The organism is Sphingomonas suaedae (genome assembly GCF_007833215.1).
In the GTDB taxonomy this organism is placed as follows: domain Bacteria; phylum Pseudomonadota; class Alphaproteobacteria; order Sphingomonadales; family Sphingomonadaceae; genus Sphingomonas; species Sphingomonas suaedae.
Genome location: NZ_CP042239.1, coordinates 1697548 through 1724394, shown reverse-complemented (window position 1 = coordinate 1724394; position 26847 = coordinate 1697548). Strand labels below are relative to the sequence as shown.

General features: G+C 64.9%; 25 protein-coding genes and 1 pseudogene. 10 read left to right on the top strand and 16 right to left on the bottom strand.

Features of this window, described 5'->3' with window-relative positions; all coding sequences use genetic code 11:
• Positions 1–42 precede the first annotated feature (42 nt).
• Positions 43–1452: a tetratricopeptide repeat protein gene (locus FPZ54_RS08260; protein ID WP_186456962.1), complete on the top strand. Its 1410-nt coding sequence runs from the start codon at positions 43–45 to the stop codon at positions 1450–1452.
• A 3-nt stretch (positions 1453–1455) separates the two neighbouring features.
• On the opposite strand, the gene FPZ54_RS08255 is transcribed toward FPZ54_RS08260, so the two are convergent.
• Entirely contained in the window at positions 1456–2286 is an 831-nt protein-coding gene (locus tag FPZ54_RS08255) for a class I SAM-dependent methyltransferase (RefSeq protein WP_145846338.1), read from the bottom strand.
• 50 nt (positions 2287–2336) lie between these two features.
• On the opposite strand from FPZ54_RS08255, the gene FPZ54_RS08250 reads away from it, so the two are divergent.
• Complete coding sequence (locus FPZ54_RS08250; RefSeq protein ID WP_145846336.1) at positions 2337–2525, top strand: hypothetical protein; 189 nt, start codon at positions 2337–2339, stop codon at positions 2523–2525.
• Position 2526: 1 nt separating this feature from the next.
• Here the strand turns inward: FPZ54_RS08250 and FPZ54_RS08245 are convergent, their stop codons facing one another.
• Together FPZ54_RS08245 and FPZ54_RS08240 are read right to left on the bottom strand one after the other, a co-directional pair.
• Complete coding sequence (locus FPZ54_RS08245; RefSeq protein ID WP_145846334.1) at positions 2527–3720, bottom strand: aspartyl protease family protein; 1194 nt, start codon at positions 3718–3720, stop codon at positions 2527–2529.
• Positions 3721–3913: 193 nt separating this feature from the next.
• Positions 3914–5467, bottom strand: a complete 1554-nt coding sequence (locus FPZ54_RS08240; protein WP_186456961.1) for a TadA family conjugal transfer-associated ATPase — start codon at positions 5465–5467, stop codon at positions 3914–3916.
• Between the two features lie 95 nt (positions 5468–5562).
• On the opposite strand from FPZ54_RS08240, the gene FPZ54_RS08235 reads away from it, so the two are divergent.
• Positions 5563–5985, top strand: a complete 423-nt coding sequence (locus FPZ54_RS08235) for a DUF6265 family protein (protein WP_145846332.1) — start codon at positions 5563–5565, stop codon at positions 5983–5985.
• 74 nt (positions 5986–6059) lie between these two features.
• Positions 6060–6530, top strand: coding sequence for a hypothetical protein (locus FPZ54_RS08230; RefSeq protein WP_145846330.1), 471 nt, complete (start codon positions 6060–6062; stop codon positions 6528–6530).
• A 69-nt stretch (positions 6531–6599) separates the two neighbouring features.
• Here the strand turns inward: FPZ54_RS08230 and FPZ54_RS08225 are convergent, their stop codons facing one another.
• The 6 genes from FPZ54_RS08225 to FPZ54_RS08195 all read right to left on the bottom strand — a co-directional run bounded on the left by FPZ54_RS08225 (position 6600) and on the right by FPZ54_RS08195 (position 12208).
• Positions 6600–6854 (bottom strand): ATP synthase F1 subunit epsilon, encoded by a 255-nt coding sequence (locus FPZ54_RS08225; RefSeq protein WP_145846328.1) that lies wholly within the window; start codon positions 6852–6854, stop codon positions 6600–6602.
• Positions 6855–6980: 126 nt separating this feature from the next.
• Entirely contained in the window at positions 6981–8507 is a 1527-nt protein-coding gene (atpD, locus tag FPZ54_RS08215; protein WP_239019763.1) for a F0F1 ATP synthase subunit beta, read from the bottom strand.
• Positions 8508–8524: 17 nt separating this feature from the next.
• Positions 8525–9112, bottom strand: a complete 588-nt coding sequence (locus tag FPZ54_RS08210; RefSeq protein ID WP_186456960.1) for a hypothetical protein — start codon at positions 9110–9112, stop codon at positions 8525–8527.
• Positions 9109–9990 (bottom strand): F0F1 ATP synthase subunit gamma, encoded by an 882-nt coding sequence (locus FPZ54_RS08205; protein ID WP_145846323.1) that lies wholly within the window; start codon positions 9988–9990, stop codon positions 9109–9111. The genes FPZ54_RS08210 and FPZ54_RS08205 overlap by 4 nt, the downstream gene beginning before the upstream one ends.
• A 122-nt stretch (positions 9991–10112) precedes the next feature.
• Positions 10113–11642, bottom strand: coding sequence for a F0F1 ATP synthase subunit alpha (gene atpA / locus FPZ54_RS08200; protein ID WP_145846322.1), 1530 nt, complete (start codon positions 11640–11642; stop codon positions 10113–10115).
• Positions 11643–11653: 11 nt separating this feature from the next.
• Positions 11654–12208 (bottom strand): F0F1 ATP synthase subunit delta, encoded by a 555-nt coding sequence (locus tag FPZ54_RS08195; protein ID WP_145846321.1) that lies wholly within the window; start codon positions 12206–12208, stop codon positions 11654–11656.
• A 210-nt stretch (positions 12209–12418) separates the two neighbouring features.
• On the opposite strand from FPZ54_RS08195, the gene FPZ54_RS08190 reads away from it, so the two are divergent.
• Positions 12419–13369, top strand: a complete 951-nt coding sequence (locus tag FPZ54_RS08190) for a tetratricopeptide repeat protein (RefSeq protein ID WP_145846319.1) — start codon at positions 12419–12421, stop codon at positions 13367–13369.
• Between the two features lie 9 nt (positions 13370–13378).
• On the opposite strand, the gene FPZ54_RS08185 is transcribed toward FPZ54_RS08190, so the two are convergent.
• From FPZ54_RS08185 to FPZ54_RS08175, 3 genes are all read right to left on the bottom strand, one after another.
• Positions 13379–14833, bottom strand: a complete 1455-nt coding sequence (locus tag FPZ54_RS08185) for a DEAD/DEAH box helicase (protein WP_145846318.1) — start codon at positions 14831–14833, stop codon at positions 13379–13381.
• A 538-nt stretch (positions 14834–15371) separates the two neighbouring features.
• Positions 15372–15923, bottom strand: a complete 552-nt coding sequence (locus FPZ54_RS08180) for an RES family NAD+ phosphorylase (RefSeq protein WP_145846316.1) — start codon at positions 15921–15923, stop codon at positions 15372–15374.
• A 10-nt stretch (positions 15924–15933) separates the two neighbouring features.
• Entirely contained in the window at positions 15934–16272 is a 339-nt protein-coding gene (locus FPZ54_RS08175) for a LacI family DNA-binding transcriptional regulator (protein WP_145846315.1), read from the bottom strand.
• Between the two features lie 426 nt (positions 16273–16698).
• Here FPZ54_RS08175 and FPZ54_RS08170 point away from each other — a divergent pair, with 426 nt between their 5' ends.
• Positions 16699–17535, top strand: coding sequence for a S1 family peptidase (locus FPZ54_RS08170; RefSeq protein ID WP_145846314.1), 837 nt, complete (start codon positions 16699–16701; stop codon positions 17533–17535).
• Between the two features lie 165 nt (positions 17536–17700).
• Complete coding sequence (locus FPZ54_RS08165) at positions 17701–17970, top strand: hypothetical protein (protein WP_145846312.1); 270 nt, start codon at positions 17701–17703, stop codon at positions 17968–17970.
• A 111-nt stretch (positions 17971–18081) separates the two neighbouring features.
• Here the strand turns inward: FPZ54_RS08165 and FPZ54_RS19810 are convergent.
• Positions 18082–18279 (bottom strand): annotated as a pseudogene (locus FPZ54_RS19810) (hypothetical protein); the annotation flags it as partial.
• A gap of 92 nt (positions 18280–18371) precedes the next feature.
• On the opposite strand from FPZ54_RS19810, the gene FPZ54_RS08160 reads away from it, so the two are divergent.
• Positions 18372–19436, top strand: a complete 1065-nt coding sequence (locus tag FPZ54_RS08160; RefSeq protein ID WP_239019762.1) for a DNA/RNA non-specific endonuclease — start codon at positions 18372–18374, stop codon at positions 19434–19436.
• Positions 19423–19833: a hypothetical protein gene (locus tag FPZ54_RS08155; protein ID WP_239019761.1), complete on the top strand. Its 411-nt coding sequence runs from the start codon at positions 19423–19425 to the stop codon at positions 19831–19833. The genes FPZ54_RS08160 and FPZ54_RS08155 overlap by 14 nt, the downstream gene beginning before the upstream one ends.
• A gap of 22 nt (positions 19834–19855) precedes the next feature.
• On the opposite strand, the gene mfd is transcribed toward FPZ54_RS08155, so the two are convergent.
• The 3 genes from mfd to FPZ54_RS08140 form a co-directional block, all read right to left on the bottom strand.
• Complete coding sequence (gene mfd, locus FPZ54_RS08150) at positions 19856–23329, bottom strand: transcription-repair coupling factor (protein ID WP_145846309.1); 3474 nt, start codon at positions 23327–23329, stop codon at positions 19856–19858.
• Positions 23330–23454: 125 nt separating this feature from the next.
• Positions 23455–23721 (bottom strand): FAD assembly factor SdhE, encoded by a 267-nt coding sequence (locus tag FPZ54_RS08145; protein ID WP_145846307.1) that lies wholly within the window; start codon positions 23719–23721, stop codon positions 23455–23457.
• A gap of 186 nt (positions 23722–23907) precedes the next feature.
• A complete protein-coding gene (locus tag FPZ54_RS08140) occupies positions 23908–24528 on the bottom strand; it encodes a YadA C-terminal domain-containing protein (RefSeq protein ID WP_145846305.1) in 621 nt (206 codons plus the stop codon).
• A gap of 173 nt (positions 24529–24701) precedes the next feature.
• Between FPZ54_RS08140 and recG the strand changes: the two genes are divergently transcribed.
• On the top strand, positions 24702–26759 hold the full coding sequence (recG, locus tag FPZ54_RS08135) for an ATP-dependent DNA helicase RecG (RefSeq protein ID WP_145846303.1): 2058 nt from the start codon (positions 24702–24704) through the stop codon (positions 26757–26759).
• The last annotated feature ends 88 nt before the right edge of the window (positions 26760–26847 follow it).

The window sequence follows — 26847 nt, the reverse complement described above, 5'->3', positions numbered from 1 at the left end:
TGCACCGAAGCACCGCGTGCGGCGAGGCGCTATCGGGCCACCATGTGGTTCCCGATGATCCTGACGATGACGGGTGCGCTTGTCGTGCCGCCGGCGGCGGCGGCGCAGCGTGAAGCGGCAGGGGATACGATCAAGGCGGCGCTCGCGCGGGGCGATCATGCCGGTGCGCTTGCCGCCCTGCGGCCCCTGATCGCGCAGTGCGAGGTCGCAGACGCCGGTGAATCGCGATGCCTGGCAATGATCCTGCTCGCATCCGATCTGGCGACGATGGCCGGCGACCTGACGGGCGGCGAACGTTTTGCGCGCCGCGGATTGGTGATCGCGGAGCAACATTCCGGACCGGATACGCCCGAAACCGCGGCGGCGCTGACGCAATTGGGAATCAGCCTGCACCGCCTTGCACGTTTTGCCGACGCGGAGGCGGCATTTCGCCGCGCCCTCGACATTCGATCACGCATGCTGGCGCCCGGCGATCGCCGGATCGCGATCGCGGCGATGAACCTGGCCCTGACACTGGGCGAGCGCGGCGAACTGATCGAAGCCGAAGGGTTGCTGAACCGTGCCCGCGCGCAATTATCCCGCTCGCCCGGCGACGATCCCGCGAGCGGCACCATCCTGACCGCGCTGGGCCTGAATCTGAGTATGCAGGGGCGTTATGCCGAAGCGGAAGCGCCGCTGCGCGAGGCGCTCGATATCCGCGCCCGCACCTTGCCGGCCACCCACCCCCTCGTCGCCGCAGCCTATGTCAATCTGGGTCACTGCCTGATCGGCCTGAAGCGTGGGCGCGATGCTGTAACGTATTTTAGGCGGGGGTTGGCGGGATTGGAGGCGTCGCTGGCACCGGATCACCCGGACGTGATCGGGGGATATCTGAATCTGGGCAGCGCGCTGGGGCTGGAGCGTGACGATGCCGGTGCCGAAGCCGCCTATCGCGAGGTGCTGAACCGCGCTGCCAGGTCGTTGCCGCCGAACCATCCCTATATCGCGAATACGAAGCTGGCGCTGGGGATCCAGTATCGCGAGCAGCGGCGTCTTGCCGAAGCGCAGACCATGCTGGCGAGCGCGCTCGCCATATTCGAGGCCATTTACCCTGCCGATCATCCCAAGATCGCGTCGGCCCTGTTGCTGCTCGCGATGAACGACGAGGAATTGAACCGGCCGGAGGCTGCGAGGCGTGCCTATCGGCGCGCCTATGCGATTCTTGCTTCCACGCCGCCATGGTCGCGCGGCAGGATCGCCGGATTCCTGACGATCGCTGCCCATTATCGGCGCACGAGCGACGCGCCGGCGGTAGCGCGCACGCTCAGCGCGGCGGCCGCGCAAGGGGTGCTGGCCCGGCTACCGACAATAGGTGCCGATTCGGCTGCCGCGCAGGCCGATCTGCGCGCATTCCGCCCGGTGTTCGTCGAGCAGGTGCGCGCCGCCTGGACTTTATCCTCGGCGGCGCGCTGACCGTCAGCCCCCGCGCACGCTCGGGTTCGGCTTGCGGAATTTGAGCGTCATGCGATCGCTCTCGCCGATCGCCTCATATTTGGCGCGATCGACGTCCTTGAGGCGATAGCTGGGCGGAAGCGTCCAGACGCCGTTTTCCCAATCGGCGGTGTCCTTGGGATTGGCGTTCACTTCAGACGCTGCGACGAACTTGAATCCTGCCTCTTCCGCCAGCTTGCGGACGGTCGAGACCTTCAGATAGCCGCTGGTCTTCTCCCGAGCCGCGTCGGCCGCTTCGGGCAGCCGGTGCTCGACGATGCCGAGCGTGCCGCCGGGTTTGAGCATTGCGAAGATCTGCTTGAACGCTTCGGCGCTGCGGTCGGTCGTTCCCATCTTCCAATTGTGGATGTTGCGGAAGGTGAGGACGACATCCGCGCTTCCGGCGGGAACGGACGGCTGCCCCTCCGCTGCGGGGAAAGCGGCGAGCTTGACCGCGCCATAGGTCGCCGCGTCCTTTGCCTGGAGCGTCTGGATTCCCTTGACGCCGTTGGGCCAGGGGGCCGCAGCATAAAGCGTGCCGCCGCCCTTGGTTACATAGGGGGCGAGGATTTCGGTGTACCAGCCGCCGCCCGGCCACAATTCGACGACGGTCTGGCTCGGCTTTACCCCGAAAAAGGCGAGGGTTTCGGCGGGGTGGCGGTATTTGTCGCGCGCGACATTCGCAGGGCTGCGGGTTGAGGCGGCGACCGCGGCCTTCAAATCGGCCCCCGGCGTCGCCATCTGAGGCGCGCCGATGGCAGCGGCGGCGGCAAGGGCGGCCGCGGTGACGGCGATAACGGGCAGGGTGTAGCGCATGATCGGCTCCTCTCTGTTCTGGAACTCAGGTGTAAGCGGGGCGGAGGTCGATGCAAGTGCCGTTGTGGATCGGGGTGGGGGCGATGGTCACGCTTGCAGGCGTGAGCGGGCTGGCCGAATGGCGACGCGGGCGGCGGCACGATCTCGACAAGGTCGGCTGGGTGCCGTGGACGCTGATCCAGTTGCTGGCGATCCTGTTGGCGGTCACCGGCGCGGCACTCGCGCTGAAGGGCGGCTAGTTCAATAGAAGCGGGCGAGGGTCAGGCTGCGCTCGCTGCCGTCGCACAGGGTCAGCCGTACCTGGCGCCCCGGGGTTCCGACCGACCAGCCCTGAATGGCGCTCGTTTCGGCGTCGGCAATGCCGACCCCGTCGATCGCGCAAATCTGCGCTCCGGCGCGCCACCCCGACTCTGCCGCGGGGCTGTTTCGCATGACATGGAGCACCTTCAGCCGCGTGCCTTCCTGCGCGACCAAAAGTCCGCTGGTGGAGCGGGTAACGGGCCAATCGGCGCGGGCACCGGGTGCGAGCACCATGCGGCCGGCGCGCGGATCGAGCAGCACGCGGTGGCGGCGCAACAGGCCGCCGCCGATGCGTCCGGCGGCGCCCTTGCGGGCCGAAAAGCCGGTATCGGGCTCGACGCGCAGTTCCACTTCCCGGGCGACCAGCCCGGCAAGGCGGAGCGCGGGGACGATCGTTACCTCGCTCTCCACGGTTCCGCCCAGCCCATAGGCGATGGCGGTGGTCGTGCGCGCGACCGGCGATGCGCTGGCCCGCCAGGCGGCGCGGGTGAGCGTCACCATGCTGCCATCGCCGGTATCGACGATCACCGGGCGATGCGACCGACCGCCAAGATCGAGCTCGCTGAGATACAGGCCGGTCCGATCGGCAAGCCGCAGCGGGACGGTGGTGCCGCGAAACGGCATCCGCCCGCTGGGGAGGAGGCGGAAGCGCTGAGCGTCGTAATCGATCTCCAGCGCGTGCGCGGCGAGCAGGTCGGAGCCGACGAACAGGTCGACCGGCGCCGCGCCGGTAACGCGCGGATCGGCATCGATGATCGCGACCCGGCCGCCGGTGCGGACCAGACCACCCACCTCGACCCGATCGATCCCGGTCCAAGACAGCGCGACGCTGCCCCCGATCGCGTCGGCACGGCCCTTCACCAATGGCTTGAGCCCTGCCTCGCGGGCGAAGCGCGCGGAAACGGCACTGTCGGTGACGCCGGTGTCGAGCATCGCATCGACCCAGCGATCGTTGAGCAGGGTTCGGAACCGGATCTGGTTGCCCGCCGTCAGCTCGAACGGGACCCAGCGCGCTTCGGTATCGGCGGCCAGGTGCATCGCCGGCGGCGCGGCGTTGAGCTGCGCGGCGGGCGTGACGATGCCGATCAGGGCGGCAAACAGGATCATGGGCGCGCGGACATCCATGTGCGCCATGCTAGAGCGCATGGTCGAGCGCGCCAGCCGTTGCAGGCGTGGTTAATGTCCCGTTGGCGGACGGGATAGCCGGCGATGACGGTACCGGCCCGCTCCCCCACCCCGCCACCCGTCGAGGATACCTCGAAGTGGGTGGCCGGGTGGGGGAGCGGGCCGGTACCGCCGCTGCGCGCCAGCGCAGATAGCAAAACCCTCAGAGGCACGCTTCCAGCAACGCATTGTCGAAGCCGAAGGCACGCGCCTTTTCGAGCGTGTAGGGGCGCAGGCCCATCGACCGGTACTCGCCGATGATCTTGCCGTCGGCGCTCTCGTCCAGATATTCGAACTTGAAGAGTTCCTGCGTCACGATGACGGGCCCCTCCATCCCGATCACCTCGGTGATGTTGGTGACGCGGCGACTGCCGTCGCGCAGGCGCTTGACCTGAACGATCAGGTCGACCGAGTCCGCGATCTGACGGCTGATCGCCTCCTTGGGGATCTTGATGTCGCCCATCATCACCATGTTCTCCATACGGCCCAGGCATTCGCGCGGGCTGTTGGAGTGGAGCGTGCACATCGAGCCGTCATGGCCGGTGTTCATCGCGGAGAGCAGGTCGAAACATTCCGACCCGCGAATTTCGCCGAGGATGATGCGATCGGGGCGCATACGCAGCGCGTTCTTGACCAGGTCGCGGATGGTGATCTCGCCCTGACCCTCGAGGTTCGGCGGGCGGGTTTCGAGCGGGAGCCAGTGCGGCTGTTGCAGGCGAAGTTCGGCGGCGTCCTCGATCGTCAGCACGCGTTCGCCCGGGTCGATCATCTTCGACAGGGCGTTGAGCATCGTCGTCTTGCCCGAGCCGGTGCCGCCCGAGATGACGATGTTGAAGCGGCAGGCACCGGCAATCTTCAGCATCGTCGCCATCTTGGTCGACATCGATCCGAAGCCCGCCATCATGTCGAGCGTGATCGGCTTGTCGGAGAATTTGCGGATCGAGATCGCCGTGCCCTTGAGGCTGAGCGGCGGCACGATCACGTTGACGCGGCTGCCGTCCTTGAGGCGCGCGTCGGCCAGCGGGGTGGTCTGATCGACGCGGCGGCCGACCGAGTTGCAGATGCGCTGGGCGATCTGGAACAGATGTTCCTCGTCACGGAATTGGATATTCGCGAGTTCCAACTTGCCCTTGCGCTCGACAAAGGTCTGGTCGGGGCCGTTGACCATGATGTCGCTGATCGCACTGTCGGACAGCAATTCCTCGAGCGGGCCAAGGCCGAGCAATTCGTCGACCAGCACCTTTTCGAGCGCGAATTGTTCGCGGCGATTGAGCGTGAGTTTCAGCTCGGCGAGCACTTCGCCGATGATCGGGCGAAATTCCTCGGCGAGCTCGTCCTTGCTGAGCGTCGCCGCGGCTTCGGGATCGACGCGTTCGAGCAGGCGCGGGAGCACCTGTTCCTTGATTCGATGAATTGAGGCTTCGAAGCCCTCATGGCGCGAACTGCCCGACTCTGCGGAGGCCGACTGGCGATCCGCGAGTCGCTGCATCGCTTCGCTGGACGAATGCGATCCGCCGGTGGTGCCGCCGCTCGGAACCGGATCGGGTTCGCGCTGGCTGGCGCCGGGGAGGGGGACATCGTGCAGCGGCGGGAATTGCTCGCCGCCCACCGGCTCGGCCGGGCGCGCCGTACCGCCGCCCTGCATCGGGCGTGCAACACCGAAGGCGGGACGCCCCGGCGCTCCCCCGGGTCCGCTGCGACGTCCAAATGCGCTCACATTCGCTCCCCAAAATCCGCTACAGGGAAGGGGATAGCCGCCAAGATTTGACAAGTTCCTAACCATCAACGGATTGCGGCGCGGGAGATTCAGCGATGCTGGGAATGATGGTGTTGCTGGCGGCAGCAGGCGCCGCGCCCAATCTGGCCTGGCTGGAGGGGGAATGGTGTACAAAGCCCGCGAACGGACGCCAGACCTGCGAACTATGGGGGCCCGCGCGTGGCGGCACGATGCTGGGAACGAGCCAGACGGTGCGTGACGGCAAGACGCGCGACTTTGAATATATGCGGATCGAGCTGGGGGATGGCGTCGCGATCTTTTACGGGTCGCCGCGCGGCGCGCCTGCGGTCCCGTTTCGCGAGAGCGGGCGCGAGGCGAGGGGGATCACCTTCGCCAATCCCGGGCATGATTATCCGCAACGCATCCGATATTGGCGGCGCGGCGACGAACTGATCGCCGAGACCGCGCTGGCGGACGGGACCAGGCCGATGCGCTGGGTCTTCAAACGGGCGCGCTGACCGATCCTGACCGTAGCCGGACGGGGCGAACAAGGGGAAGAACCGGGCGACAGTCGATCACAGGGGTTTCTCACATGCTCGCATTCTTCGTTTCGCTCTTCACCATGCTTGTCACGCCGACCGGGCTTGCGACCGCGCCAGCACCGGCACCTGTCGTCGCGGCGGCGGCGTCGGCGCCAGCGACGGGGGGGCGGCTCGACTGGCTGGGCGGGACCTGGAAGACCGACGCACTCGAGATGATTTGCGAACAGACCAAGCTGGGAATCGCGTGCAGCGAGGAGGGCACGAGCGCGGCGATGAAGGGAGCCAAGGCGGAGCTTGCGTTCGACACGGCGGGTGACAAGGCACGGTTGCGCGTCGCCTTGCCGTCTATTCCGCCCAGCACCTTCACCGAAGTGGCGCGCGAGGGGCAGAGCGTGACGTTCGAGATGCCGACCAAGATGGGTGTCGCCAGATTGCGCTTCACCCGCACTGGCGACGCCCTGAAGGTCGAGCGCGGCAATGCCGATAGCTGGGCAACCGCGATGGCCTATCGCCGGGGGTGAAAAGACGCGCAGACATGAAAATGACCGCAGGGTTGCCCCTGCGGCCATTTTCGATTCTGTAACGCGGGGTTAGCCCGCCTTTTCGGCGAGGACCGTCAGCCCCTTTTCATTCACTTCTGCAAAGCCGCCCTCGACCCGGATGATCTCCGGCGATTGGTTCGAAGCGGTCTTGTAGATTTCGATATTGCCGTCGCGGATCGTCGACATGAAGGGCGCATGGCCCTCCAGCACGCCGAAATCGCCCTCGCTGCCGGGAACGACCACCATATGGACGTTCTCCGAGCGGAGCAGCTTTTCAGGGGTCACGAGTTCGAAGTGCAGCATGTTCTTCTTCCTAGCCCCTCCCCTTCAGGGGAGGGGTTGGGGTGGGGCGTATCAACACGCGCCCGGCCCCTGTGATTACTGCCCCACCCCAAACCCCTCCCCTGAAGGGGAGGGGTTTAAGAGGGCTTACGCCTCGGCGGCCATCTTCTGGGCCTTGGCGACGACGTCGTCGATGCCGCCGACCATGTAGAAGGCGCTTTCCGGCAGATGGTCGTACTCGCCGTTGACCACGGCCTTGAACGACTTGATCGTGTCTTCGATCGCAACGAATTTGCCGGGGATGCCGGTGAAGACTTCGGCGACGTGGAACGGCTGGCTGAGGAAGCGCTGGATCTTGCGCGCGCGGGCGACGGTCAGCTTATCCTCTTCCGACAGTTCGTCCATGCCGAGGATCGCGATGATGTCCTGCAGCGACTTGTACTTCTGCAGGATCGACTGGACGGCGCGGGCGGTTTCATAATGCTCCTGGCCGACGACGCGCGGCTCGAGCACGCGGCTGGTCGAGTCCAGCGGATCCACCGCCGGATAGATGCCGAGTTCCGAGATCGCACGGTTGAGAACCGTGGTCGCGTCGAGGTGGGCGAACGAGGTTGCAGGCGCCGGGTCGGTCAAATCGTCCGCGGGGACGTACACGGCCTGTACCGAGGTGATCGACCCCTTGTTGGTCGAGGTGATACGCTCCTGCAGCGCGCCCATGTCGGTCGACAGGGTCGGCTGATAGCCCACTGCCGACGGAATACGACCGAGCAGTGCCGACACTTCCGCGCCCGCCTGGGTGAAGCGGAAGATGTTGTCGACGAAGAACAGCACGTCCTGGCCTTCGACGTCGCGGAAATATTCGGCGATCGTCAGGCCCGACAGCGCGACGCGCGCGCGGGCGCCCGGCGGCTCGTTCATCTGGCCATAGACCAGCGCAACCTTCGACCCTTCGCTGATCGCGTTGCCGTCGGCGTCCTTGGCGATAACGCCGGCGTCGAGGAATTCGTGATAGAGGTCGTTGCCCTCACGCGTACGCTCACCGACGCCCGCGAAGACCGAGGTGCCGCCATGGCCCTTGGCGATGTTGTTGATCAGTTCCTGGATGAGCACGGTCTTGCCGACGCCCGCGCCGCCGAACAGGCCGATCTTGCCGCCCTTTGCGTACGGCGCGAGCAGATCGATGACCTTGATGCCTGTGACGAGGATCGCGCTTTCGGTCGACTGATCGACGAATTCGGGAGCCTTGGCATGGATCGGCGCGCGCAGATCGGTCGCGACCGGGCCGCGTTCGTCGATCGGCTCGCCGACGACGTTGAGGATGCGGCCGAGCGTCGCGGGGCCGACGGGAACCTGGATCTGCGCACCGGTGGCGGTCACGTTCTGGCCGCGGGTCAGGCCCTCGGTCGAGTCCATCGCGATCGTGCGGACGGTGTTCTCGCCCAGATGCTGCGCGACTTCGAGGACGAGGCGCTGGCCGTTATTGTCGGTTTCGAGCGCCGAAAGGATCGCGGGCAGTTCGCCGTCGAATGCCACGTCGACGACCGCGCCGATCACCTGCGCGATGCGGCCCTGGCCGGTTGCGGCGACGGGCGCCGTCACGGTCGTGTCGGTCTTGGGCTTCGTCGCGCGGGGCTTACGCGCGGGCTTTTCTGCGGTCGGGGCTGCGGTTGCCATCGTCTGTTCCTTGGGTTTCAACTGGATTGCCGGGTAGCGCCCGGGCGGGTGAAAGTCACGATCAGCTGGTCGGGATTGCCCTTCGCGGGCGTACGGGAGAGTTCCCAAATGCCCTCGGGCAACTGGCCCTTCGCTGCGTCGTTCGCCTCGACTGCGGCCTCGACCTGGGCGCCGTCGATCTCGAAACGCTTGAGGTAACCCCGCACGACGCGCGCGAAGCGGCGCAGCGTGAGATCCAGTTCCCGGTCGTCCTTGATCGTAAGCGTGAAGGTGACGGCATCGATCTGCTCGGCCGTCGAGCCGGTGGCGACGAAACTAGCCAAATTGCCGGTTTCGCGCGATTCCCCGTAGATCAGCACGGGTTTGCCGATTGCGCGAAAGGCCGGAGAGCCTTGAGCCGGAGCATAGGGTCCAACCTGAAAATCGAACAGATTCGCAGCGTCGATCGCGGCGCCGGGAACCTCGAACACGCGATCGAGGCCCGACAGGCTCGCGACGCGATTTTCCTGCGCCGCTTCCTGCTCGAGCAGGGTCGGCTCCTTGGCTGTCGGTCCACAGGCCGACAGCGCCAAGGCGCACAGTACAAGGGCGCGGGGTCGAATCACAGCGCCTCGGCGCCCGAGATAATCTCGACCAGCTCGGTCGTGATCGCGGCCTGGCGCGCGCGGTTATACTGGATCGACAGCCGCTTGATGAGGTCGCCCGCGTTGCGCGTGGCGTTGTCCATCGCAGTCATCTTGCTGCCCTGCTCCGACGCAGCGTTTTCACGCATCGCGCGGTAGAGCTGGATCGCGACGTTGCGCGGGAGCAGATCTTCGAGGATCGATTCCTCATCGGGCTCGTACTCGACCACCGCCGCGTTGGTTTCCTCGACGGCGGCGACCTCGGGAATCTTGACCGGGATCAGCTGCTGCTCGGTCGGCTCTTGCGTCAGGACCGACTTGAAGTTCGAGTAGAACAGGTGCGCGACGTCATACTCGCCGGCTTCGAACCGGGCGATCAGGTCGTCGGCATAGCCGCGGGCGTCGGCAAAGCCGAGCTTGCCGAGGTCGCCGGGTTCGATCCCGTGCACGAAATTGTTCGGGTAGAGCCGGTTGAGCACCGCGCGGCCCTTGCGACCGATGGTGTAGAATTTCACCGTCTTGCCCTGCGCGATCAGCTCTTGCGCGCGGCGGCGGGCGAGGCGGGCGATGTTGGTGTTGAACGCGCCGGCCAAGCCCTTGTCGCTCGTCGCGACGACGAACAGATGGACCTGATCCTTGCCGGTGCCGGCGAGCAGCGGCGACATGCCGGGGCTGCCCGCGACCTTCGACGCGAGGCTGGCGACGACCTGTTCAAGCCGCTGCGCATATGGGCGCCCGGCCTCCGCCGCTTCCTGCGCGCGGCGCAGCTTGGCGGCGGCGACCATCTTCATCGCCTTGGTGATCTTCTGGGTCGACTTGACCGAGTTGATCCGGACTTTGAGTGCCTTGAGAGAGGCCATTCTTCTTTCCTTCTCCCTCTCCCCTTCAGGGGAGAGGGCCGGGGAGAGGGGCAGTCGAGAGTGGAGCCTTCATGCCCCTCTCCCAACCCTCTCCCCGCAAGCGGCGAGAGGGCTATTTTGCTTTACGCGAACGTCTTGCCGAACGCGGCGAGCGCGTCCTTGAGCTTCGACTTGGTGTCGTCGCTCAGGTCCTTGCTCTCGCGGATCGCGGTCAGGATGTCGGCATGCTTGCTGCGCATTTCGCTCAGCATCGCGGCTTCGTAGCGCACGACATCGGCCACCGGGATGTTGTCGAGATAGCCGTTGGTGCCGGCGAAGATCGACACGGTCTGCTCCTCGAACGGCAGCGGCGAGAACTGCGGCTGCTTGAGCAGCTCGGTCAGGCGCGCGCCGCGGTTGAGCAGCTTCTGGGTCGAGGCGTCGAGGTCCGAACCGAACTGCGCGAACGCGGCCATTTCGCGATACTGGGCCAGCTCGAGCTTGATCGAGCCCGACACCTTCTTCATCGCCTTGGTCTGTGCCGACGAACCGACGCGCGACACCGACAGGCCGACGTTGATCGCCGGACGGATGCCCGCGAAGAACAGGTCGGTTTCAAGGAAGATCTGGCCGTCGGTGATCGAGATCACGTTGGTCGGGATGTAGGCCGACACGTCGCCTGCCTGGGTTTCGATGATCGGGAGCGCGGTGAGCGAGCCCGAGCCGTTATCCTCGTTCAGCTTCGCCGCGCGCTCGAGCAGGCGGCTGTGCAGATAGAAGACGTCGCCCGGATAGGCTTCGCGGCCCGGCGGGCGGCGCAGCAGCAGCGACATCTGACGATAGGCAACCGCCTGCTTCGACAGATCGTCATAAACGATCACGGCGTGCATGCCGTTGTCGCGGAAATATTCGCCCATCGCGCAGCCGGTGTAGGGCGCGAGGAACTGGAGCGGAGCGGGGTCCGATGCGGTCGCGGCGACCACGATCGAATATTCCATCGCGCCATTTTCTTCGAGCGTGCGGACGAGCTGTGCGACGGTCGAGCGCTTCTGGCCGACGGCGACGTACACGCAGTAGAGCTTCTTGCTCTCGTCGGTGCCGGCGTTGACGGTCTTCTGGTTGATGAAGGTGTCGATCGCCACGGCCGACTTGCCGGTCTGGCGGTCGCCGATGATCAGCTCGCGCTGGCCACGGCCGACGGGGACGAGCGCGTCGATTGCCTTGAGGCCGGTCTGCACCGGCTCATGCACCGACTTGCGCGGGATGATGCCCGGCGCCTTCACTTCGACGCGCGAACGCTGGTCGGACACGATCGGGCCCTTGCCATCGATCGGGTTGCCAAGGCCGTCCACGACGCGGCCGAGCAGACCCTTGCCGACCGGAACGTCGACGATGGTGCCGGTGCGCTTGACGGTGTCGCCTTCCTTGATCTCCGAGTCCGAGCCGAAGATCACGATACCGACATTGTCGGCTTCGAGGTTGAGCGCCATGCCCTGAACGCCATTGGCGAACTCGACCATTTCGCCCGCCTGGACATTGTCGAGGCCGTGGACGCGCGCGATGCCGTCACCCACGCTCAGCACCTGGCCGGTCTCGCTGACCTCTGCCTCGGTGCCGAAATTGGCGATCTGGTCCTTGATGACCTTCGAGATTTCTGCGGCGCGGATATCCATTGTCTTAGCCTTCAGCCTTTCATCGCGTGGGCGAGTGAGTTCAAACGGGTCTTGATCGAGCTGTCGATCATCTGGGAGCCGATCTTCACGACCAGCCCGCCAAGGAGTGCGGGATCGACCGACAGGTCGACATTGACGTCGCGGCCGACGCGGGTGCGCAGCTGCGTCTTGAGTTCGGTCACCTGCGCCGCGTCGAGCGGATGGGCCGACACGACTTCGGCGGTCACTTCGCCGCGATGGCGGGCGGCCAGCGTGCGGAAGTCGCGGATCATGCCGGGCAGCGCCGACAGACGGCGATTCTGCGCCAGCACCCCGAGGAAGCGGGTGGTGAGCGGGTCGAGCTTCATCGCGCCCGCCGCAGCCGCGACACCGCGTGCGGTTTCATCGCGACCGAGCAGCGGGCTCTTGGTCAGCGCCGCAAAGTCGGCCGAGTCGGTCAGCGCCTGCTTGACCGTGGCAAGGCTCGATTCGACCGTCGCGATCGAACCGCCCTCGCGCGCCAGATCGAACAGCGCAGTCGCATAACGACCGCTTAAGCTGGCTTGGATACCGCCGGAATTATCCACGGACGCGTGTTTCCTCTTGGACTCTAGAATGGCCCCATGGGGATTCGGGGGTGTGCCTGCGCGGCACCCCCGATGGGTTGGCGCGCGCCTAGCAAAGGGGGGGCGAGGATGCAACCTGTGTGACCGTGCGATGACGGCGCGGCGAACGGGCTTGCTGGGCCGGGCATCGGATGCGAAACAATTGCCGACTGACTCAGTCGGGGGGATATCATGTTTCAGACACCGATCCGCGCGGTCGTCGCGCTTGCCGCCACATCGCTTCTTGCCAGCACCGCTTATGCGGAAAGCGTCCGGATGACCGGGCGGTTCGCCGCGCCCTATCGCGATGCCGCGATGCTCGATTCGCTGCGCGTCGGCCGCATCACCGGGCAGGACGGGGTGCAATTGGGCATGGCGATCGAGCGGGCGCTGGCGCGGCCCGACATCACCGGCGACGTCCATTTCGATCTGGTCGGCGGGCGCGGCGCGCAAGCGGACGGGATGCTGAACGGCAATGTCACGACGGGCGTTCAGGAGAGCCGCTTCAAGCGCAAGGAAAAGGAATGCGTCGAACGCGAAGGGGGCAAACGCGACGGCAAATGCCTGCGCGAAGAGGAGGTCGAGAAGGACTGTACCCGCCGCGTCATCAATGTGAACGCCGACCTGCGCCTCGCAAGTGCGGACGGGCGCGTCCTCTATAGTGTCTCGCGCCCGCGCCGGGACGAGACGAGCTGGTGCCGGGGGCAGAACCCGCCGCGGACCACCGAGGAAGCGATTCGCGGGATGATCGTCGATATCGCCGAGAATGTCCGGCGCGACATCGTACCGTCGGTCGAGAATTATTCGATCCGTTTCCGTGAGAGCACCCGGGGGCTGCCCAAGGAACTCAACCGGACGTTCAAGGATATCGTCAGGCAGACGCAGCGCGATCTGCGCGGGGCCTGTGCTGCATGGACGGCGATGGATGCTCAGGCGCCGAATCACCCGTCGATCGTCTTCGACCTGGGCCTGTGTGCCGAAGCGGAGGGGGATTATGACCGGGCCGGGGCGCTGTACGGTCGCGCGGCGCAGCTGATCGGGCGGGGGAGCAACGAGGGGACGCAGGGCGCCGAGCGGATCGCGCGGCTGATCGCCGGGGCAGAGGATGAGGAAGCGCGCAGGGGCGGCCGGAACCGCCCCTGACAGGATTATTTAGCCGCGGCGCTGGCCCTGGCCGCCGCCGCTGCGCTGGCCGCCGCCGCCGGCACCGGCGGGGCGGGGCGAGAACTTCTTCTTGCGCGGGCCGTAGAAGCGCGGCTTGTCGCCTGCACCGGCACCTTCGCCACCGCGCGGACCGGCCGTGCCGAGCGTCTCGCGACGCTCACCGGCGGGATTGCCGCGGGGGCCGCGGTCGCGCTGGGCGGCGCGGTGATGGGCGTTGCGATCCTGCATCGTGCGGCCGTTGCGGCCATTCTGCTCGTCGCGGCTCATCGGGATCGGGCCGCGGCTCGACTTGATGCGGGCCGATTCGGCCACGAAATCCTCGGGCAGCGGCTGGATCGCGACCTTCTGGCGGATCAGCTTTTCGATATCGCGGAGATACGGCCTCTCGTCATCGGCGCAGAAGCTGATGGCGACGCCGGTCGCGCCGGCACGGGCGGTGCGGCCGATGCGGTGGACATATTGGTCCGGCACGTTGGGCAGTTCGAAGTTGAACACATGGCTCACCCCCGACACGTCGATGCCGCGCGCCGCGATGTCGGTCGCGACCAGGATCTTGACCTTGCCCGACTTGAACTCGCCCAGCGCGCGCTCGCGCTGCGGCTGGCTCTTGTTGCCGTGGATCGCGTTCGACGCGACGCCGCTTGCCGCCAGCAGCTTCACGACGCGGTCGGCGCCATGCTTGGTGCGGGTGAAGACCAGCGCGCGGTCGATGCTCTCGTCGCGCAGCGCGATGGTCAGCAGCGACTGCTTCTCCGCCTGATTGACGAAGGTCACGAACTGCTCGACGCGCTCGGCGGTGGTGGCGACGGGGGTCACCTTCACCTCGACCGGATCCTTGATGAACTGGCCGGCCAGGTCGCGGATCGACTTGGGCATGGTGGCCGAGAAGAACAAAGTCTGGCGCTTGCTGGGCAGCTCGCGGACGATGCGCTTGAGCGCATGGATGAAGCCGAGGTCCATCATCTGGTCGGCCTCGTCCAGCACCAGGATCTCGATGCCGAGCAGGATCGCATAGCTTTGTTCGATCAGGTCGACGAGGCGACCGGGGGTCGCGACGACGATGTCGACGCCGCGCGCCAGATCGGTCTTGTTCTTGTGGATCGAGGTGCCGCCGAACACGGTCGCGACCGAAAGCTTGGTGCCCTTGCTATAGTCGCGGGCGCTCTGGGCGATCTGGCTGGCCAGTTCGCGGGTGGGGGCGAGGACGAGCATGCGGCAGCCGCGCGGCTGCGCCCGCTTGTTCGACGCGACGAGGCGTTCGATCGAGGGGAGCATGAACGCGGCGGTCTTGCCGGTGCCGGTCTGGGCGATGCCGAGCAGGTCGCGCCCTTCGAGCAAAGCGGGGATCGACTGCGCCTGGATCGGCGTCGCGTCGGTATAGCCCTTTGCCGCCAGCGCAGCCAGCGTGGTCTCGGACAGGCCGAGGGTATTGAACTTGGTCATGGAATCTCTTTTGCATAAACGGCCAGCGCGCATGCGGAATGCGCGCGCGCAGGCGGGTCAAAAAATGACGACCCGCGTGATATGGGAAGCCGAGCAATCAACCGAGGCGGAGCCGGAGCCGCAGGATGAACCCCGGCCCGATCACGCTGCATAACGCCTCGCTGCGGCGCGATATGGCAGTGGGGCTGTCTTAAGTCAAGATGGCGCGGGGTTGGGCGAACGTTATGAAGGTTGTCCACGCGCGGTATGGCGACCCGATCGGGTTGACGCGAAACTGACGAAGTTACGCGGAACGCGGTTCATCCTGTCAGCTTCGGACGGTTCCGGGGCGGATGATGGCGGGCGGGGCTGACGAAGCTGACAAAAATACGCGGTGTGTCAGGCGGGGTGTCAGGTTAGGGCAGAAGGGCTGCCAGGTCCTTCAGGGGCGCGATCGACGGGGTCAAAGAGCGGTCGGTGTTCGACCGGCGGAGGAGAACATATCGGGTCCAACATTGCAAGGGGGCACAGACTGGGTGTTTCGCAAAACTGTGGCTAGTCAGGATTTTTTACGCTGACTGTCTCGCCATTCCTGCCAATCGACCGGTTCGCTTTCGACCAGGTGCAGGTCGTCAGGGTCTAATCGATCCATAAAGAGCACCAGATTATGACATGGCCAGCGTGCGCTCGGTGCCAAAATGCCGTCGAAGCCGAGGAACTGCGCTGCATCGCCGATCTCCTGGCAACGATCATAGGATAGGCTGCTATAGTGCTCCCTGCTGACACCCAAGCCGACGAGGGCGTCGAGATCGGCAATTTTCAGAGTACGTGTTGTACGCACGGTCAGGCGATGCAGCACCGACCGGAGCTTGGAAGGAAAAACCGGCTGCTGGCTCAGATGGAAATGGATTTCCGCGAGTGCGCCTTCGCGCTCGAGTGCTGTGTAGAGAACGTCGAAGGTGCCCGGATCCCAGCGGGCACCGGCGGGATAGCCCTGAAGAACATCGCGCTCCTCGCGGACGATACGCCAAACATCGCCCTCGAACGGAATGCCCTGATGTCCGTCGATAAGATCGAGCAATTCTAAGTCTCGGGCGCGCCGGTCGCTCATGCCCAGACGCCTAAAGGAATGCCCCGGCCTCAAGCCGCTCAATTACCGCCAACACCTCTTCCGTCCGGTCGGCATTGATAAGATCGATCGCACGCTCGTTGCCGAGCAATGCATGACGCGAGTGCAGCCACAGGCGCGTCTCGTCCGCCGTGTAGAAATCGGAAAGCCGGTCCACGACGTAGCGCAGGTCGGCGATGACCGTTTGAGTATGAAGGCCGGGCATCGCGTTGCCGCGCAACCAGCGCGACACGGTCGCCGTCGACACATCGACGATGTTGGCGATGTCCTTTCCCTGGAGGCCGCCATAGGTTTTCAGGTCGTCGAGGATGCGCGTGACGGCTGTGGACATGACTTATAGCCTTGCGAGACTGGGCGGGTGCGGAATGCGTAACATTCGTACACATAGGGCATCTTAAGGCAGGATTGCATTTTAATTACACAAAAGTCAACTATGAAATCGAAATGTAGCTGCGCCGCCATGTTCGCGGGGTGACGTTGGATCTTCAATTTTGCCGGGCCTGCAAAGGTAGCGCGGTGGCGGGGCCAAGCTGACTAAGGTGACATGCGGTGTGTGCCGGGCGGTTGTCAGGTTCGGGCGGAAGGGCTGCGCGGTCCTTCAGCGAGGCGATCGACGGGGTCAAAGAGCGGTCAGTATTCGACCGGGGGGCAAATGAAATCCAACATTGCAAGGGGATACAGCAGCATCGTTTCGTTAGCGCTTGAATCGCGAAAGTGACCGCCATATCGTTGCCGTCGAATTCGGGGCAAGCGCGTCATGAGCAACGGCAGAATATCCGACCAATTGCGCTATATGACGGTGCGCATCCTTACGTCGAAAAATGAAACGACGAATTCGACGGGCGCAGGCACTAGCTTTTTGTATCTTTTCAGCAAAGGCGACCATGAATCTTTGCTGTTAGTGACGAACAAGCACGTCTTAGATGGCGCGGTAGTCATAGGCCTGAATTTTCATGTTACGACCGATAACAGCCAAACCCCGCTGCCGGGGGCTGGGCGACTAATTTCAGTTCGCTCGAGCGAACTGCCGATAATGCGTCATCATGACACCAACGTGGACCTCGCTGCTATCGGAATTGTTCCTATTATAGAGCACGCTAAAAAAGTTGATGGTTGGCAGCCGTTCATCAAATGCCTTAGTAAAGAAAATTTGCCTTCTGCATCGATGATGAAAGATTTTAGTTCGTTAGAAGATGTCGTGATGGTTGGTTATCCAACGGGGCTTGTCGATAGTTTCAATAACTTTCCTATTGTTCGACGTGGAATCACATCAACACCTTACACTATGGATTATCAAGGTAAGAAAGAGTTTCTTGCAGATATTCCCGTTTACGGGGGTTCTTCAGGTTCCCCGATACTTGTGGTCAACGAAGGTGCTTATACGACGGCGAGTGGCATAGCGATGGGGACGCGGTTCGCGCTGATTGGAGTTCTTTACGCCGGACACACCGAAACCGTGAACGGCAATATCGTAGCAGAACCCATCCCGACGAACCTCGCGTCGGTCGCTAAGGTCACGCATATGATAAATTTGGGGCTGTGCATCAAGAGCGCGTTGATCGAAGATCTTGCCGCTCAAATTCCGGGTTGGTGATGCCGAAGTCTAAGGACGATAGCCGACGTCGCTACGTGACCGAACCTTTGGCCCGCGCCGAAGTTCTGCGACGACTCGCGCCGCACTTTTGAATTTATCGAAGAAGTTGAAGCTACCAACGCTGATGGTCACGTCCTACGGATCGACGCCGTGGCAACATGCCGAATGACCGGCTGGACGTTCGGCTGGGAGTTTAAGAAGTCGAATCTGTACAAAAGCGAGTTTGCCGACGCCATGCGGCAAGCCATACACTATCGTCTCTCCTGCATTACCGACGCCCGCTTACCTGCCCATAATGATATGCACCTGCCAGCCGTCGCGCTGTTTCCAGATTGGCTCGGCGAACACGATGACGACACGACAAACTACGGCAAGGAAGCCGAAGGGATGCGCCTCAATTTGGAACTCAATGTTAGGCTGGTCCAAGACCGCTGAAAACAAACTTTTCGGCAAGCGTGGTTTAGGTTCTATGCGCAAGAAAGACTGCTAGATCAGCTCTGGTCCATAAGGCGGAGTTTTTCTATTGTTCCCGACGAGCGCGCGCCCTCACCCCGCCGCCTTAGCCAACCCCCGCGAAATCTGCAGCGCCGCGTTGAGCCGTGCCCGTGGCGTCGCAAATGCGCGGGCCACCACCAGCTTCATGTCCGGGCGCAGCTTGGCGGTGCCGTCGAGGCGCTCGACGTAAGCCAAAAGCCCCTCGACGCTGGGGAACTTGTCTTCGTGGAAGTTGACCAGCGCGCCCTTGGCCCGACGTCGAGGGCGAAGCGACCGCGACGCGCTTGACTTGTTGGAAAATGTTCCTGAAATGTTCTAACCGCATTTTAACGCGGGGCGATATGATTCGGGAACAGGACTATGCGCGGCGGCGCGCTTTTTCGCTGTGGGTACGGACGGGGCGGCTTCCGTCGGCACGGGATTTCGGCGGGATCGAGTTCAAGTTCAATCCTTGGCACGATCCAGAAAACGGGCGTTTCACTTTCGCAGGGACCGGGCGCTATTACGGGCGCGGCAGTGACGGGGCGAAGGATCAGCTCGGCCCAGGGCGCGGAAAGGTTGAGTATGTAGATGATCCGGCCAAGCGGCCGATCCGGAGCATGGAAGAGGCCAACGCCTGGAGAGCCGCAGAACTGGCCAAACATGGCCACAAACCAGAGTATCGCCGAGCGATAGAAGCGCAGTATCAGCGTTATAAGGCGGCATTTGCTCGGCTCTCTCAGCCGCCTCCGCCACCCCCACCGCCGCCTCCGCCTCCACCTCCACCGTCACCAGCCCGCGACATTGCGGCGAATGGCGGTGTCGGCGGCTTCGGCGGCGGCGGTGCTACCGGCAGCTGGGATGAGCCTGGTCCGCTGTCGCTCAAGCCATCAGGGGCTGATGCTGTCGCCGATCCGATCGGCAAGGCGATACTAACGGCCAGCGCAGATCGGTCGGCGGGGCGAGACCATCAACCGGCCGGGGCAGAGCGGTGGCGGAAGGTGGTGAGCAACGGATATCTCTACGAGATTGACGAGCATAACCGGACTCGCCGGATTTCGGGCGAACTCACGCTCAATCCGGAGCAGGTACGTTCGCAATCAACGCAACTAGCGGCTGGCGGGGAGGACCGTCGTCCGAGCGATCATGGCGGGCACTACATCGCTCGGCGCTTCAATGGACCTACCGAAGCCTTCAATCATTTCGCGCAGGACGCGAACTTCAATCGCCGCAAGTATCTCAAACTCGAAAATGAGTGGGCGCGCGAGACGCGCGCTGGCAGGGACGTTCGGGTGAAAATAGTTCCGGTCTATGAACATGGCTCGCAGCGGCCGTCCGCTCTCAATATCTGGTACTGGATCGACGGCAGCCCGAAAAGCGACAAACTTCCCAATGAGCCGGAGGGAGCGGAAAGTGGCAAGCGCTAAGACAGAAGAGATTTTGAAACGGATTGGCCAGTTGCTCGCCGAGGACACGGAATACCCACTCGACAAGACGCTGCTGCACGCAGAGGTTGGGCGAGGATATGTTTCGCCCTCAATCTTCAAAGATTTGGGCAATCACCTCAGGTATAGAGATCCTGACCTCGACCGATTGGGCGATGCCCTGCTTGACCTGTGGTACGCTCAGGAAGGTGACGAGCGTTGGGGAGGGCTTGCGTATTTCGTCAAGGACGGTCGTTTCGAACTGACTTTTATTTATCCTGACGAAATTGACGAGGACGAGAGTTCCATCAAGCGACGCGATAGGGTCGTCAAAAAGTATTTTGGCGAGAAGCCGATCGTGTATCCCGATTTCGATGGCGAGGACGTTTGGGTATATTGACCCGACCTAATCGTCGGTCCGGTCACCCCGCCGCCTTAGCCAACCCCCGCGAAATCTGCAGCGCTGCGTTCAGCCGTGCGCGCGGCGTCGCGAAGGCGCGGGCCACGACCAGCTTCATGTCGGGGCGCAGCTTGGCGGTGCCGTCGAGCTTGGTGACATAGGCCATCAGCCCCTCGACGCTGGGGAATTTGTCTTCGTGGAAGGTGACCAGCGCGCCCTTTGGGCCGACGTCGATCTTGGCGATGCACGCCTTTTTGGCGTTCAGCTTGGCCTCGATCAGGAGCAGGAGGTTTTCGGTCTCTTCGGGCAGCTTGCCGAAGCGGTCGATCATTTCCGCTGCAAATTCCTCGATTCCCGCGCGGTCCTCGACCTCGTTGAGGCGGCGGTAGAGGCCCATGCGCAGGTCGAGGTCGGGGACGAAGGTTTCCGGGATGAGGATCGGGGCGTCGACGGTGATCTGGGGCGACAGGTCGCGGGGGCGGTCGCTGGCCATGCCGCCGGCCTTGGCGTCCATGATCGCCTCCTCCAGCATCGACTGGTAGAGTTCGTAGCCGACCTCCTTGATGTGCCCGGACTGTTCGTCGCCGAGCAGATTGCCCGCGCCGCGGATGTCGAGATCGTGGCTGGCGAGCTGGAACCCGGCGCCCAGGGATTCGAGGTCGGAGAGGACCTTGAGGCGCTTTTCGGCGGCTTCGGTCATCATCCGCTGGGGGGCGGTGGTCATATAGGCATAGGCGCGGGTCTTGGCCCGGCCGACGCGGCCGCGCAGCTGGTAGAGCTGGGCAAGGCCGAAGCGGTCGGCGCGGTTGACGATCATCGTGTTGGCGCTGGGGATGTCGATCCCGCTCTCGATGATCGAGGTGGAGACGAGCACCTCGTATTTCTTGTCGTAGAAGGCGGACATGCGCTCCTCGACCTCGCTCGGCGCCATCTGGCCGTGCGCGACGACGTAGTGGATTTCGGGGACTTCCTCGCGCAGATACTGCTCGATATCGGGCAGGTCGGCGATGCGCGGGGTGACGACGAAGCTCTGCCCGCCGCGATAATGTTCGCGCAGCAGGGCTTCGCGCAGGACGACCGGGTCCCAGGGCATGACATAGGTGCGGACCGCGAGGCGATCGACCGGCGGGGTCTGGATGACCGAGAGTTCGCGCAGGCCCGACATCGCCATCTGCAGCGTGCGCGGGATGGGGGTGGCGGTGAGGGTGAGGACGTGGACGTCGGCCTTGAGGCCCTTGAGCCGTTCCTTGTGGGTGACGCCGAAGCGCTGTTCCTCGTCCACCACGACGAGGCCGAGGCGCTTGAAGTCGAGGCCCTTGGCGAGGACGGCATGGGTGCCGACGACGATGTCGAGCGTGCCGGCGGCGAGGCCGTCCCTGGTCGCCTTGGCTTCGGCGGCGGGGACGAGGCGCGAGAGGCGGCCGATGCGCAGCGGGAAGCCTTCGAAGCGGGCGACGAAGTTGGCGTAATGCTGGCGCGCGAGCAGCGTGGTGGGGCAGACGATCGCGACCTGATAGCCGGCCATCGCCGCGACGAAGGCGGCGCGCAGCGCCACCTCGGTCTTGCCGAAGCCGACATCGCCGACGACGAGCCGGTCCATCGGGCGGCCGGCGGCGAGATCGTCGAGCGTTTCGGCGATGGCGCGTTCCTGGTCGTCGGTCTCGCTGAACGGGAAGCGGTCGACAAAGGCGGGGTAGGCGCCGGGATCGGGTTCGATCACCTCGCCCGGGCGGACGGCGCGCGCGGCGGCGGTGGCGATGAGTTCACCCGCGATCTCGCGGATGCGCTCCTTCATCTTCGACTTGCGGCGCTGCCAGGCTTCGCCGCCGAGCTTGTCGAGGGTCGCGCCCTCTTCGGAGGAGCCGTAGCGGGAGAGGACTTCGAGGTTTTCGACCGGGACGTAGAGCTTGTCGCCGCCGGCATAGGTGAGCGCGACGCAATCGTGCGGAGCCTTCTGCACCGGGATCTGGGTGAGGCCTTCGTAGCGGCCGATGCCGTGCTCGGTGTGGACGACGAGGTCGCCAGGGGAGAGGGTGGCGAGTTCGGCGAGGAAGGCGTCGGTCGACTTCTTGCGCTTGTTGCGGCGGACGAGGCGGTCGCCGAGCATGTCCTGCTCGGTGAGCAGCGCGATGTCGGGCGCGGTGAAGCCGTGGTCGAGGGGGAGGACGATCAGCGCGACGTTGGCGGAGTCGCGGCCGCCGGCGGCGGCGCCGAGTGCCTCCTGCCAGCCGTCGGCGAGGACGGTGCTGGTCAGGCCGTGGTCGGCGAGCAGGCCCTTGAGCCGCTCGCGCGAGCCGGTGGAGTAGCTGGCGAGGATCGGCTTCTTGCCGCCCTTGCGCAGCTTGGCGAGGTGGTCGGTGACGGCGTCGTAGATGTTCGATTGCGCCGCGCGCTCGGGGGCGAAGTCGCGCGGGCCGTCCACGTTGAAGTCGAGGACGGTCGCGCTTTCGGGCTCGTGAAACGGGGTGGCGAGATGGGCGCGGGCGGATTTGAGGCGCGTCTCCCATTCGGCGGGGAGGAGGTAGAGCTGGTCGGTGCCGAGCGGGCGGTAGCTGCCGGCATCGGTCGACTGGGCGCGGACGCGGTTGGCCTGATAGTCGGCGATCGCTTCGAAGCGGGCTTCGGCGGCGCCCGCGTCCCCGGCGTCGCGGATGATCACGGCGTCGGCGGGGAGATGGTCGAACAGCGTCTCCATCCGCTCTTCGAACAAAGGCAGCCAATGCTCCATCCCGGCGAGGCGGCGGCCGTCGCTGATCGCCTGATACAGCGGGTCGCCGGTGGCGGTGGCGCCGAACTTCTCGCGATAGCGGGTGCGGAAGCGCTTGATCGTATCCTCGTCGAGCAGCGCTTCGCTGGCGGGGAGGAGGGTGAAGCCGTCGACGCGGCCGGTGGTGCGCTGGTCGGCGGGATCGAAGGTGCGGACGCTCTCGATCTCGTCGCCGAAGAAATCGAGGCGGAGCGCCTGTTCCGCGCCCGAGGGGTAGAGGTCGACCAGGCCGCCGCGCACCGCGAACTCGCCCGAATCATGGACGGTGTCGGTGCGGACATAGCCGTTGGACGAGAGCATCGCGGCGAGCTTGTCGAGCGAGATGCGCTCGCCCGGCGCGAGGCGCGCGGTCAGCTGGCGGATGCGGAAGGGGGTGAGCGTGCGCTGGCTCGCGGCGTTGACGGTGGTGAGGATCAGGCGCGGCTGCTTGCTTGGGGACTGGAGTGCGGACAGCGCGGCCATGCGTTCGGCCATGACGCGCAAGGTCGGGCTGGCGCGGTCATAGGGGAGGCAGTCCCAGGCGGGGAACTGGATGATCTCGAGCTCGGGCGCGAAGAAGGGCGCGGTCGAGGCGACCGCGCGCATCGCGGATTCGTCGGGGGCGATATAGACCGCGCCCGCCTCGCTGGCGCGCGCGAGATCGGCGAGCAGCCAGGGGAGGAATCCCGTGGGGACGCCGGAGAGGGTCAGCGGCGTGTTGGCGGAGAGGATGCGGTTGAGGTCGGGCATATTCTTCTCTTCAGCCCCTCCCCTTCAGGGGAGGGGTAGGGGGTGGGGCGTTTCAGTCTCACCGAGACCGCGGCCTGTGTGGACAGGCCCCACCCCAACCCCTCCCCTGAAGGGGAGGGGCTTGGTTATTTCGCGACCGGCACGTAGTTCAGCGTCTTGAGCGCGGACATGATCGTGCCCTGATATTCGGGCGGGACGGGTTGGCCGCCCATCGCCCAGGCCATGATGTCGACATCCTGTTCCTCCAGCAGCGCTTCGAACAGTTCGATCTCGGCATCGTTCCAGCCGGCATGGTGGGCGTCGAAGAAACCGCCGATCATCAGGTCGGCTTCCTTGACGCCGCGGTGCCAGGCGCGGAAGCGAAGGCGTTTGATGCGGGTTTCGCGGTTCATCGAGTCCAACGCAAATTGGCCGACAGCGCCAAAAAATGCGCGGTCGGCAGTGAGAATATGGGTTTCAGATAGGTGTCTGAGCCGATCAGCGCCAGTCGCAACTTCATCGCTGGATGCTGCCAGATTTGCCGGTTCTCCTCTCTGTGGTGCGAACAGTCGCATGGCCCCGGACAATGATTTCGCGCATCAAAACTCGCCGGAGAGCCCAACGCGTGCTGCTTGATTTCCTCTACCGGAAGACGAGAATCCGAACGAGATCGCAGTAGGATCGGGCAGGTTCAGGCGATATTTGAAGGAACCACCCGCCGCCTGCTCCCCGCGGAAGGTCGCGACATTGATATCATAGCTGAGACGGCCTGGCTCCGACGGCATCGGCGCATTTCCGATCGCAACCGCAGCGGCGATACCCTGCCGGGCGGACACGCGGTCCCGCTCCATCTTTCGGTCCAACTCGGCTATGTCAGCGCCCTGCAATCCGACAATAGTTTCGAGCGCGGCAATGCGACCGCCCTGCATCTCGACCGTTCCGGCCAGCCCGACCAGATCCTGCCGCAGGGCATCTACGGTATCCCACCGCGCAAACTCGCTGATCGGGATGAAAACCTCGCGGACCGCCAATGGATCATCGGTGCACAGGTAGTTGTTAGGTACGCGGCGATTACACCGGGCAACGATATATTCGTTCCCGCTAACCTTTCCGGCCGATCCGTTTGCAGGTGGTACCGGCGTCCCTTCCCAGTTTTCCTGCGCTTGGGCGGGCATGATCCAAAGACAAGGTGCCAGAATCGCGGTGAAATAACGGCGCATTTTGTTTCCTCCCGTGGCAGATACGGCCACATACCCTATCCGGCGAACTTGGCAGCACGACAAAGCATTCTGCTTGAAGCCGTTGCGACGCGAGGCGAAGAATGCCCATGAGTTCGTAGCGTTCGTCCACTCCGGCTTGCGCCGTAGCGAAGCGGGCGGTTAGGTCAGCATCGATGCGCCCCGATATCCTCAACCCTCTCTTTGCCGAAGTCACCGCGCTGAAAGGTGTGGGGCCGCAACTGGCCAAGCCGCTGGAGCGGCTGGGGCTTGCCCGGGTGGTGGATGTCGCGTTTCATTTGCCCTCTGGCTATATCGACCGGCTGCCGCGCGAGGAGCTGGATCAGGCGGATGTCGGGCGGACGATCGCGATCAAGCTGACGCCGGTGAATTATCGCATGGGCGGGAGCGCGCGGGCGCCGGCGCGGGTCGAGGCGACCGATGCGCGCGGCAATTATGTCACGCTCGTCTTCTTTGGCGGGAATAGCGGCTGGGTGAAGAAGCAACTGCCGCTGAACGAGGCCAAATGGGTGTCGGGGAAGCTCGACCACTATGGCCAGGAGCTGCAGATCGTGCATCCTGAGGTGGTCGCGCTGAGCGAGCCGCGGCCGGGTGGGCGTGAGGCGATCTATCCGCTGTCGGAGGGGATGACGTCGAAGCGGCTGGCGGATTTTGCGGCGCAGGCGGTGGAACGCGCGCCCGTGCTTCCCGAATGGATCGAGCCGAGTTTGAAGGCGCGCAAGGGCTGGCCCGACTGGCGTGAGGCGCTTGAGCGCATCCATGCCGATCCGGCGGATGCCAAGGCGCGCGACCGGCTGGCCTATGACGAGGTGTTCGCCAACCAGCTGGCGCTGATGCTGGTGCGCGGGGCGGCGCGGGCGAAGAAGGGGCGCGCGCTGCAGGGCGACGGGCGGCTGCGCGATGCGCTGAGCCTGCCCTACACGCCGACCGGGGCGCAGGCGCGGACGATCCGCGAGATCGAGGGCGATATGGCCCAGCCGCGCCCGATGCTGCGGCTCCTTCAGGGCGATGTCGGTGCGGGCAAGACTTTGGTGGCGGCGATGGCGCTGCTGATCGCAGTCGAGGCGGAGGCGCAGGGGGCGATGCTGGCGCCGACCGAGATACTGGCGCGGCAACATTATGAGACGCTGCGCAAGTTGTTCGCGGGCCTTGGCGTCGAGATCGCAATCCTGACCGGGCGCGACAAGGGCCGGGCGCGCGAAGCGACGCTGATGGGGGTCGCCGATGGGTCGATCGACATCCTGATCGGCACCCATGCGATTTTTCAGCAGGGGGTCGAATATCGCGATCTCGGCCTAGTCGTGGTGGACGAGCAACACCGTTTCGGCGTCGCCGAGCGGATGATGCTGCAGGCCAAGGCGAAGACCGCGCCGCATTTGCTGGTTATGACCGCGACACCGATCCCGCGCACGCTGCAACTCGCGACGCATGGCGAGATGGATGTGAGCAAGCTCGACGAGATGCCGCCGGGGCGCCAGCCGATCGAGACCAGCGTGATCAGCGAGGAGCGGATCGAGGAGGTGGTCAACGGCCTTGCCCGGCATCTGTCGGGCGGGGGGCAGGCCTATTGGGTATGTCCGCTGGTCGAGGAGAGCGAGAAGACCGACCTTGCCGCCGCCGAGGCGCGGGCCGAGGCGCTGCGCGCGCGGTTCGGCGATCGGGTGGGGCTGGTCCATGGCCGGATGAAGGGGCCGGAAAAGGACGCGGTGATGGCGCGCTTTTCCGCGGGCGAACTCGGCGTGCTGGTCGCGACGACGGTGATCGAGGTCGGGGTCGATGTCCCCAACGCGACGCTGATCGTGATCGAGGCGGCGGACCGGTTCGGGCTGGCGCAGCTGCACCAGTTGCGCGGGCGGGTCGGGCGCGGCGGGGGGCGGTCGGTGTGCGTGCTGCTGCGCGGCGGGACGTTGAGCGAGACATCGCGCGCGCGGCTGGCGCTGATGCGCGAGACCAATGACGGGTTTCGGATCGCCGAAGAGGATCTGCGGCTGCGCGGTGCGGGCGAGATGCTGGGGACGCGGCAATCGGGGGAACAGACGTTCCGGCTCGCCCCGCCGGAGAAGTTCGCCGAACTGATCGCGGCGGCGACCGACGATGCGCGGCTGCTGGTCGACCGCGACGGCGGGCTGGACGGGGAGCGCGGACAGGCGGCGCGGGTGGCGCTGTATTTGTTCGAGCGCGATGCGGCTGTGGGCTTGTTGCGGGCGGGGTGAGGGTTGCGGGAGCGGTGCGGTAAAATTCAGGATGAGCAGATTTCGACGCTATTTCATACATTTCACGGCCGGGCGTCGCTTCGAAGTG

What these genes read in the sequence shown, in the direction of transcription:
- FPZ54_RS08260 (WP_186456962.1), top strand. Translation starts at nt 43, where the DNA reads ATGTGGTTCCCGATGATCCTGACGATGACGGGTGCGCTTGTCGTGCCG.
- FPZ54_RS08255 (WP_145846338.1), bottom strand. Translation starts at nt 2,286, where the DNA reads ATGCGCTACACCCTGCCCGTTATCGCCGTCACCGCGGCCGCCCTTGCC.
- FPZ54_RS08250 (WP_145846336.1), top strand. Translation starts at nt 2,337, where the DNA reads ATGCAAGTGCCGTTGTGGATCGGGGTGGGGGCGATGGTCACGCTTGCA.
- FPZ54_RS08245 (WP_145846334.1), bottom strand. Translation starts at nt 3,720, where the DNA reads ATGGCGCACATGGATGTCCGCGCGCCCATGATCCTGTTTGCCGCCCTG.
- FPZ54_RS08235 (WP_145846332.1), top strand. Translation starts at nt 5,563, where the DNA reads ATGCTGGGAATGATGGTGTTGCTGGCGGCAGCAGGCGCCGCGCCCAAT.
- FPZ54_RS08230 (WP_145846330.1), top strand. Translation starts at nt 6,060, where the DNA reads ATGCTCGCATTCTTCGTTTCGCTCTTCACCATGCTTGTCACGCCGACC.
- FPZ54_RS08225 (WP_145846328.1), bottom strand. Translation starts at nt 6,854, where the DNA reads ATGCTGCACTTCGAACTCGTGACCCCTGAAAAGCTGCTCCGCTCGGAG.
- atpD (WP_239019763.1), bottom strand. Translation starts at nt 8,507, where the DNA reads ATGGCAACCGCAGCCCCGACCGCAGAAAAGCCCGCGCGTAAGCCCCGC.
- FPZ54_RS08205 (WP_145846323.1), bottom strand. Translation starts at nt 9,990, where the DNA reads ATGGCCTCTCTCAAGGCACTCAAAGTCCGGATCAACTCGGTCAAGTCG.
- atpA (WP_145846322.1), bottom strand. Translation starts at nt 11,642, where the DNA reads ATGGATATCCGCGCCGCAGAAATCTCGAAGGTCATCAAGGACCAGATC.
- FPZ54_RS08190 (WP_145846319.1), top strand. Translation starts at nt 12,419, where the DNA reads ATGTTTCAGACACCGATCCGCGCGGTCGTCGCGCTTGCCGCCACATCG.
- FPZ54_RS08185 (WP_145846318.1), bottom strand. Translation starts at nt 14,833, where the DNA reads ATGACCAAGTTCAATACCCTCGGCCTGTCCGAGACCACGCTGGCTGCG.
- FPZ54_RS08180 (WP_145846316.1), bottom strand. Translation starts at nt 15,923, where the DNA reads ATGAGCGACCGGCGCGCCCGAGACTTAGAATTGCTCGATCTTATCGAC.
- FPZ54_RS08175 (WP_145846315.1), bottom strand. Translation starts at nt 16,272, where the DNA reads ATGTCCACAGCCGTCACGCGCATCCTCGACGACCTGAAAACCTATGGC.
- FPZ54_RS08170 (WP_145846314.1), top strand. Translation starts at nt 16,699, where the DNA reads ATGAGCAACGGCAGAATATCCGACCAATTGCGCTATATGACGGTGCGC.
- FPZ54_RS08165 (WP_145846312.1), top strand. Translation starts at nt 17,701, where the DNA reads ATGACCGGCTGGACGTTCGGCTGGGAGTTTAAGAAGTCGAATCTGTAC.
- FPZ54_RS08160 (WP_239019762.1), top strand. Translation starts at nt 18,372, where the DNA reads ATGATTCGGGAACAGGACTATGCGCGGCGGCGCGCTTTTTCGCTGTGG.
- mfd (WP_145846309.1), bottom strand. Translation starts at nt 23,329, where the DNA reads ATGCCCGACCTCAACCGCATCCTCTCCGCCAACACGCCGCTGACCCTC.
- FPZ54_RS08145 (WP_145846307.1), bottom strand. Translation starts at nt 23,721, where the DNA reads ATGAACCGCGAAACCCGCATCAAACGCCTTCGCTTCCGCGCCTGGCAC.
- FPZ54_RS08140 (WP_145846305.1), bottom strand. Translation starts at nt 24,528, where the DNA reads ATGCGCCGTTATTTCACCGCGATTCTGGCACCTTGTCTTTGGATCATG.
- recG (WP_145846303.1), top strand. Translation starts at nt 24,702, where the DNA reads ATGCGCCCCGATATCCTCAACCCTCTCTTTGCCGAAGTCACCGCGCTG.